This is a genomic window from Massilia sp. NBRC 108631 (assembly GCF_059704565.1).
Map to the genome: position 1 here is coordinate 1 of NZ_BAAKJE010000188.1, position 6,829 is coordinate 6,829.

Consider the following 6,829-nt stretch of genomic DNA (forward strand, 5'->3'; position numbering starts at 1 on the left):
GCGCCCGCTGCACTCGGCCCGCGGCGCCGCGGGCGTGGAAGTGCTGGCGCTGGACGCCGGCCCCGGCATGGCCAGCCTGGCCGCCAGCCTGCAGGACGGCCGCACCACGGCCGGCAGCTACGGCGTGGGCCTGGGCGCCATGCAGCGCCTGTCGACCCGCTTCGACGCCTACAGCGCGCCGGGCCAGGGTAGCGTGGTCTGGATGACGCTGTGGCAGCAAGCGCCGCCGGGGCAGCATGGACAGCCGCCGCCGCAGTCGCAGCAGTTGCAGCAGCCGTTGCAGGCATTGCAGGCTCAGCCGTCACAGCAGGGCATGGGGGACGGCACGCAGCCGGCCATGGCGCTGGAGGTGGGCGTGGTGTGCCAGCCCATGCACGGCGAGACCATCTGCGGCGACAGCTGGGCCCTGGCGTGCGACGCCACCAGCGCCACCGTGCTGGTGGCCGACGGCCTGGGCCACGGCCCGCTGGCGGCCGATGCGTCGCGCCTGGCGGCGCATACGGTGCTGGCCAATCCCGCCCTGCCCGCCGCCGTGCTGCTGCAGGACGCGCACACCGCGCTGCGCGCCACGCGTGGCGCCGCCGCCGCCGTGGTCCGCATCGACATGCTGGCAGGACAGGTGCAGCTGGCCGGGGTCGGCAACATCGCCTGCCACGCCTGGAGCGCCGAGGCGCGCCGCCAGCTGGTGTCGCACAACGGCATTGTCGGCAGCAATATGCGCAAGGTGCAGGAATTCGGCGCGCCCTGGGACCACGGCGGCATGCTGATCCTGCACAGCGACGGCCTGGCCACGCGCTGGAACCTGGACGACTATCCCGGCCTGGCCGGGCGCCACCCGGCCGTCATCGCCGCCGTGCTGTACCGCGATTTCTCGCGCGGGCGGGACGACGTCACCGTGCTGGTGCTGCGCGACCGCCAGGGAGGCCAGCCATGAGCTTGCGTATCCTCAGCCTGGCCATCGTGGCCGAAGTGGACGTGGTGGCGTCGCGCCAGCGCGCGCGCCAGATCGGCGCGCTGTGCGGATTCGGCGGCCAGGACCAGACCCGCATCGCCACCGCCGTGTCCGAACTGGCGCGCAACGTCTACAGCTACGCCGGCAGCGGCCGCATCGAATTCAGTGTGGAAGGCGCCACCGCGCCGCAGCTGCTGGTGATCCGCGTGGAGGACCAGGGGCCGGGCATCGCCGACCTGCCGCTGGTACTGTCCGGGCGCTACCAGTCCAGCACCGGCATGGGCATGGGCATCCTGGGTGCCCGCCGCCTGATGGACCAGTGCGACATCGAGACCGCGCCCGGCAAGGGCACCGTGATCCTGCTCAAGAAGCTGCTGCCGGCCGACGCGCCCATGCTCACGGCCGCCGCCGTCGGCGCGCTGGGCGCCGAGCTGCACGCGCTGCCTCCCGGCGCCGCGCTGTCCGAGATGCAACAGCAGAACAAGGAACTGCTGACCACGCTGGCCGAACTGAACGTGCGGCAGGAGGAGCTGCTCAAGCTCACGCGCGAACTGGAGGACACCAACCGCGGCGTGGTGGCCCTGTACGCCGAACTGGACCAGCAGGCCGAGCATCTGCGCGGCGCCGATGAAATGAAAACGCGCTTCCTGTCCAATATGAGCCACGAGTTCCGCACCCCGCTGAACTCGATCCGCGCCCTGTCCAAGCTGCTGCTGGACCGCACCGACGGCGAGCTGGGCGGCGAGCAGGAAAAACAGGTCGGCTACATCCTGAAAAGCGCCGACTCGCTGGCCGAGCTGGTCGATGACCTGCTCGACCTGGCCAAGATCGAGGCCGGCAAGATCGACATCCGCGCCGAGCCGTTCGACGTGGCCGACATGTTCAGCGCCCTGCGCGGCATGCTGCGCCCGCTGCTGGTGAGCGCCAAGGTGGAACTGCTGTTCGAGATGCCGGCCGCCCCCCTGCTCATGCTCAGCGACGAGGGCAAGGTGTCGCAAATCCTGCGCAACTTCATCTCCAACGCCCTGAAGTTCACCGAGGCCGGCCAGGTGCGCGTGTCGGCCCAGCTGCTGCCGGACGGCGCCGGGGTGCGCTTTGCCGTGCAGGACAGCGGCATCGGCATCGCCGCCGGGGACCAGCAGTTGATCTTCGAAGAATTCAGCCAGGTGCCCAGCCACCTGCAGCGCAGCGCCAAGGGCACCGGACTGGGCCTGCCGCTGTGCCGCAAGCTGGCCGCGCTGCTGGGCGGCAGGGTGAGCCTGACCAGCACCCCCGGCCAGGGTTCGACCTTCTTCGCCACGCTGCCGCTCAAGCTGCGCCAGTCCGGCGCCGGCCTGCCGGACAGCCTGGCCGCGGCCGGCGGCGCGGACGTTTCCGCAGCGGCCAACCCGGCCGGCGACGGCGGCATCCCGGTGCTGGTGGTCGAGGACGACCGTACCGCCATGCTGCTGTACCGCAGCTTCTTCCGCAACACGCCCTACCGCGCCGTGTGGGCGCGCAGCCTGTGGGAAGCCGAACAGATCTGGAATAGCGGCGCGCCGGCCGCCATCATCCTGGACCTCTACCTGAACGGCACCGACACCTGGCGCTGGCTGACGCAGACCAAGAACGACGAGCGGCGCCGCCACGTGCCGGTGATCATCGCCTCCGAAGTGGCGGACCGCCAGAAGGCCTACGCGCTGGGCGCGGACGCCTACTTCGTCAAGCCGGTGCCGCGCGCCGAGCTGCTGGCGCAGCTCAACGCCCTGTACCTGGCCGCTTCCGGCGCCGGCGCGCCGTCCCCCAAACTGCGCGAGGCCCCATGATGGCGCACGACCTGATCCTCAATGTAGACGACACCGAAGCGGCGCGCTACGCCAAATCGCGCATCCTGCAGCGCGCCGGATTCCAGGTGATCGAGGCGGCCAGCGGCGGCGAAGCGCTGGCCAAGGCCGCCAGCGAAAACCCCGCCCTGGTCCTGCTCGACACCAAGCTGCCCGACCTCAGTGGCTTCGACGTGTGCCGCCGCCTGAAGCAGAATCCGCACACCGCCATGGTGCTGGTGCTGCAGACCTCGGCCTCCTACGTGGCCTCGCCGGACCGCGTGCGCGCGCTGGACAGCGGCGCCGACAATTACCTGATCGAGCCGATCGAACCGGAAGAGCTGGTGGCCAATGTGCGCGCCCTGCTGCGCCTGGCCAAGGCCGAGCGCGAGCTGCGCGAGGTCAATCGCCGGAAGGACGAGTTCCTGGCCATCCTGGCGCACGAGCTGCGCAACCCGCTGGGCCCGATCCGCAACGCGGTCGAGCTGCTGCGCAACCTCGACCCCTACGCCCCGCCGCCGCAGGAAGGGGCGCGCCAGATGATCATCCGCCAGACCGACCACATGGTGCGCCTGGTGGACGACCTGCTGGACGTGTCCCGCATTTCCCAGGGCAAGATCGTGCTGCGGGTGGCGCCGGTGGAGCTGGGCGAGCTGCTGCGCTCGGTGCTCGAGACCGCTTCCGACAACGCCGCTCGGCGCAGCCAGACGCTGTCGTCCCGGCTGCCCGGCGAGCCGCTGTGGGTGGCCGGCGATGCGGTGCGCCTGGCGCAGGTCACCGGCAACCTGCTCAACAACGCCTGCAAGTTTACCGCGCTGGGCGGCGCCATCGAGGCCATCCTGGCGCGCGAAGGCGACAGCGCGCTGATACGCATCAGCGACAACGGCATCGGCATCCCGCCCGAACAGCTCGACAGCATCTTCACCCTCTTCGCGCAGGCCGGCCACAGCGCCGACCGGGTGCAGGACGGGCTCGGCATCGGCCTGTCGCTGGTCAAGACCCTGGTGGACCTGCACGGCGGCAGCGTGGCGGCCAGCAGCGCCGGCGAAGGCCAGGGCGCCGCGTTCGAGATCCGGCTGCCGCTGTGCGCCCCGCCCGCCGCCGGCGCCGGCGACATTGCCGCCGGGTCCGCTTCCGGCGCGGCGCGGCCGCCGCGCCGCATCCTGGTGGTGGACGACAGCGTGGATTCAGCCGACATGGTGGCCTCGCTGCTGGGCTTTAGCGGCCACCAGGTAGCCACGGCCCACACCGGCGCGGACGCGCTCCGCCAGGCGCTGGCGTTCCGGCCGCAGCTGGTCTTTCTCGACATCGGCCTGCCGGACATGCCCGGCACCGAGGTGGCCAGCGCCATCCGCAGGCTGCCCGAACTGGACGGCATCCGCCTGGTGGCGCTGAGCGGCTACGGCCAGGCACGCGACCGCGACAACGCCCTGGCGGCAGGCTTCGACCGCCACCTGACCAAGCCGGCCACGTTCGAGGCGCTGGAAGCGGCCGTGCGCGAACTGGACGCGCCATGACCTGCGTCAATCCTGTTCCAGCAAACCATTGCATATCGGCGGCGGCGGCCTAGGCTGAACTTTAGCAAGCGGGGCCGGACCGCCCGCTTCACCTAAAGGAGGCGCATATGTCGACCACAGCCACATCCCTCGCTGCACTGGCCGCCCTGTTCATGGCCGGCCCCGCCACCGCAGCGCCGCAAGAGCCCACCACCAGCATCAAGCGCGACAGCGACCCGGCCCGTTCCCTGGCCGAGCCGTCCTACCAGACCCGCGAAGAACGCCTGAACGCCAGGCCGCTGGACTGGAACGCCACCAAGGGCAAGCCCAAGCGCAAGACGCAGACGGCGGCCGAACGCAAGGCGCAGGCCGGCGCCAAGGCCGAGCACACCGAAGGCGGCGCGCCCGATCCCAAGGCCGACGAGGAAGCGCGGCGCCTGCATCCCGACGACTGGAAAGCCCCCGATCAACAACGCTAGCCGAACCCGGCAGGGAGATCCGACATGGACAAGTACACCATCATGGCGCTGGCCGCGCTGGCCGGCGTGGCCGCGCTGGGCCGGGCTGGCCCGGCGCATGCGACAGCCGACATCTTCACCCAATACCAGGAAACTGCCAACAACAACACCCCGCGCGCGATCGGCAAGCTGTTTACCAACGCCGGCAGCTGCTCCGCCTCCGTCATCAGCGGCAACAACATCATAGTCACGGCGGCACACTGCTGCTACGACCGTGGCCGCGGCAACTGGATAGGCGGCTGGGCCTTCGCCCCGGCCTACAACAGCGGCAACGCGCCCTTCGGCGTGTTCAGCTGGTCGCAGGCCCGCATCCTGACCAGCTGGATCAACAACGGCGACGTGGCCTCCGACGTCTGCCTGATCGCCCTGCAGCCGGACGCGGCCGGCCGTGGCGTCACCTTCTACACCGGCTGGCTGGGACGTTCATGGAACTATGGCAGCGTGCTCAGCCAGCACGCGCTGGGCTACCCGGGCAACCTGGGCGGCGGCAACACGCTGCAGCTGTGCGCCTCCGAGAGCTTCAGCCCCGGCGGCAGCTGCGGTGGCACCTCGGTACTCAACACCGGCTGCTCGATGACCTTCGGCTCCAGCGGCGGGCCGTGGCTGCGCGACTACCGTGGCGGCAACCATGTCGACTCGGTGGTGCACGGCTACGACGGCTCCACCTGCACCGGCACCTTCGGACAGACCTTCAACGGTCCGCGCTTCACCAGCGGCAACATCGCCGCGCTGTGCACCGCGCAAGGCTGCTGACGCGCCAGCCCCGGCGCCGCCGCGTCAGCGCGCGGCGTCGTCCCAGACGGTGGCAGCGGCGGCCTCCAGCACCGGGCGCAACGCGGGCGCCACCGGCAGCAGGAACACCTCGCGCAGCGCTTGCTCGAGTCCATCCGCATCGAGATAGCTGCGCGTGGCGTTGCCGTCGCTGTCCCGTATCGTCAGGCGGTTCTGCAGCAGTGCGTGGCGCGCCTGCGGCGTGGTGCGCGCCACGATCAGCTTGTGGCGGAAATGCGAGTCCGGATGCGTGGCCGTGTAGTAGTTCGCCATCTCGTAATCGCCCGCCGTCTGCAGCGCCGGCGAAATCCGGTACACGGGCTGCCACGCGGCGCCGTCGCCATTCCCAGTCTCGACTTCGAGCAGCTGCTCGTTGCCGGCCGCGCGCAGGCGGAAGCGCTCGTGCGGCGTTTCCTGCGGGCCGTCGCGGTCGAAGCGCAGCGGCGCGGTCAGCACGCAGCTGCCGAAGCCCACGTCGGCCAGCCAGGGCGTGCCGTCTATGGTCACGCGCAGCACCATGTGCGTGCGCGGCCGCAGCGCCGCTTCCGGGCCGAGCTGCCAGCGCACCTGGGCGATCAGGCCTTCCACGCTGAATCCCATCGCCTCCAGCACGCGCTGGAAAAGGCTGTTCTGCTCGAAACAGTAGCCGCCGCGCCGTGCCGCGATCAGCTTGGCGTCCACGGCCTGCGGCGACAGGTCCACCGGCTGGTGCAGCAGCGGGTCCAGGGCTTCAAAGGGAATGGCGGCCGGGTGCAGCTGCTGCAAGGCGCGCAGGGTCTCCAGCGTGGGCGCGCGCGCGCCGCTGTAGCCTATGCGCGCGCAGTACGCATCCAGAAAGTCTTGCATCGATACCGCTCCGTTTTACAATCCGGCGAAAAGGATAGCACTTTCCGGTCAGGTCGGCTGCTGGCGCAACAGTTTCAGGAAGACGCCGGGCTGGAAGCCTTCCCGCATCGGCGCGCCGCGCACCAGCAGGAACGGTGTTCCCCTGGCGCCATAGGCCTGGAAGGCCCTGGCGCAGGCACTGGAGACGCTGATATTGCACTCGGTATAGGCAAAGCTGCGCTGCTCCAGCCAGTCCTTGGCGAGGTTGCAGTACAGGCAGCCGTCGGCGGTGTAGAGCATCACGTCGCCCGGCCGCACTTGCGCGGCCAGCGCGGCGGTCTGGGCCGGCGTTGCTTCGTCTTCCAGCAGGCTGCGCAGTTGCGCGCGCAGTTCGCCGGCGCCGCCCAGCGAAACGGCGGCGCCGGCGGCCAGCGCGGCCCGCGCGGCCCGCGCGCCGGCCGCGAT

At 70.7% G+C, this 6,829-nt stretch carries 7 protein-coding genes; 5 read left to right on the forward strand and 2 right to left on the reverse strand.

From position 1 onward, the window contains the following. The 5 genes from AC6H42_RS20825 to AC6H42_RS20845 form a co-directional block, all read left to right on the forward strand. The coding region (locus AC6H42_RS20825) for a SpoIIE family protein phosphatase (RefSeq protein ID WP_497548853.1) at positions 1–934 on the forward strand (934 nt) is incomplete at its 5' end. Next, a complete protein-coding gene (locus AC6H42_RS20830) occupies positions 931–2,757 on the forward strand; it encodes an ATP-binding protein (RefSeq protein WP_497548854.1) in 1,827 nt (608 codons plus the stop codon). The genes AC6H42_RS20825 and AC6H42_RS20830, both read left to right, overlap by 4 nt. Next, positions 2,754–4,271, forward strand: coding sequence for an ATP-binding response regulator (locus tag AC6H42_RS20835; protein WP_057156446.1), 1,518 nt, complete (start codon positions 2,754–2,756; stop codon positions 4,269–4,271). The genes AC6H42_RS20830 and AC6H42_RS20835 overlap by 4 nt, the downstream gene beginning before the upstream one ends. A gap of 107 nt (positions 4,272–4,378) precedes the next feature. Then, positions 4,379–4,729 (forward strand): hypothetical protein, encoded by a 351-nt coding sequence (locus tag AC6H42_RS20840; protein WP_057156445.1) that lies wholly within the window; start codon positions 4,379–4,381, stop codon positions 4,727–4,729. A 24-nt stretch (positions 4,730–4,753) separates the two neighbouring features. Further along, positions 4,754–5,521, forward strand: a complete 768-nt coding sequence (locus AC6H42_RS20845; RefSeq protein WP_057156444.1) for a trypsin-like serine peptidase — start codon at positions 4,754–4,756, stop codon at positions 5,519–5,521. A 24-nt stretch (positions 5,522–5,545) separates the two neighbouring features. Here the strand turns inward: AC6H42_RS20845 and AC6H42_RS20850 are convergent, their stop codons facing one another. Both AC6H42_RS20850 and AC6H42_RS20855 read right to left on the reverse strand, forming a co-directional pair. Then, complete coding sequence (locus AC6H42_RS20850) at positions 5,546–6,385, reverse strand: arylamine N-acetyltransferase family protein (protein WP_497548855.1); 840 nt, start codon at positions 6,383–6,385, stop codon at positions 5,546–5,548. Between the two features lie 48 nt (positions 6,386–6,433). Next, on the reverse strand, positions 6,434–6,829 hold a 396-nt coding region (locus tag AC6H42_RS20855), incomplete at its 5' end, for a glutaredoxin family protein (protein WP_497548856.1).

Coding starts and splice junctions, on each gene's coding strand:
- AC6H42_RS20830 (WP_497548854.1), top strand. CDS start 931: ATGAGCTTGCGTATCCTCAGCCTGGCCATCGTGGCCGAAGTGGACGTG.
- AC6H42_RS20835 (WP_057156446.1), top strand. CDS start 2,754: ATGATGGCGCACGACCTGATCCTCAATGTAGACGACACCGAAGCGGCG.
- AC6H42_RS20840 (WP_057156445.1), top strand. CDS start 4,379: ATGTCGACCACAGCCACATCCCTCGCTGCACTGGCCGCCCTGTTCATG.
- AC6H42_RS20845 (WP_057156444.1), top strand. CDS start 4,754: ATGGACAAGTACACCATCATGGCGCTGGCCGCGCTGGCCGGCGTGGCC.
- AC6H42_RS20850 (WP_497548855.1), bottom strand. CDS start 6,385: ATGCAAGACTTTCTGGATGCGTACTGCGCGCGCATAGGCTACAGCGGC.